Raw genomic sequence first — 445 nt, forward strand, 5'->3', positions numbered from 1 at the left:
AAGTCAGGCTATACTTTTGCAGGATGGTACAAAGACCAGGCATTGAGCAACAAATGGAGCTTTACAACAGATACAGTACCAGCGGCTGACATTACGCTCTATGCCAAGTGGGACATTAACCAATATAAAGTCAACTATGACAGCAACGGAGGAACGGCAGTAGTCAGCGAGACTGTAGAGTATGGAAAGAAAGTAGCAGAGCCTGCAGCGCCAACCAAGTCAGGCTATGTCTTTGTAGGGTGGTACAAAGACCAGGCATTGAGCGACAAATGGAACTTTACAGCAGATACAGTACCAGCGGCTGACATTACGCTCTATGCGAAATGGGACATTAACCAATATAAAGTCAACTATGACAGTAACGGCGGATCGGCAGTAGTCAGCGAGACTGTAGAGTATGGAAAGAAAGTAGTAGAGCCTGCTGCGCCGACCAAGTCAGGCTATA

Annotated in this window: 1 protein-coding gene; it reads left to right on the forward strand. The window is 46.7% G+C overall.

The window, feature by feature from the left end; translation table 11 throughout:
- The coding region (locus HPT30_RS00735; RefSeq protein WP_175369660.1) for an InlB B-repeat-containing protein at positions 1-445 on the forward strand (445 nt) is incomplete at both ends.

It is taken from the genome of Paenibacillus agri (assembly GCF_013359945.1).
Classification (GTDB): domain Bacteria; phylum Bacillota; class Bacilli; order Paenibacillales; family Paenibacillaceae; genus Paenibacillus_AQ; species Paenibacillus_AQ agri.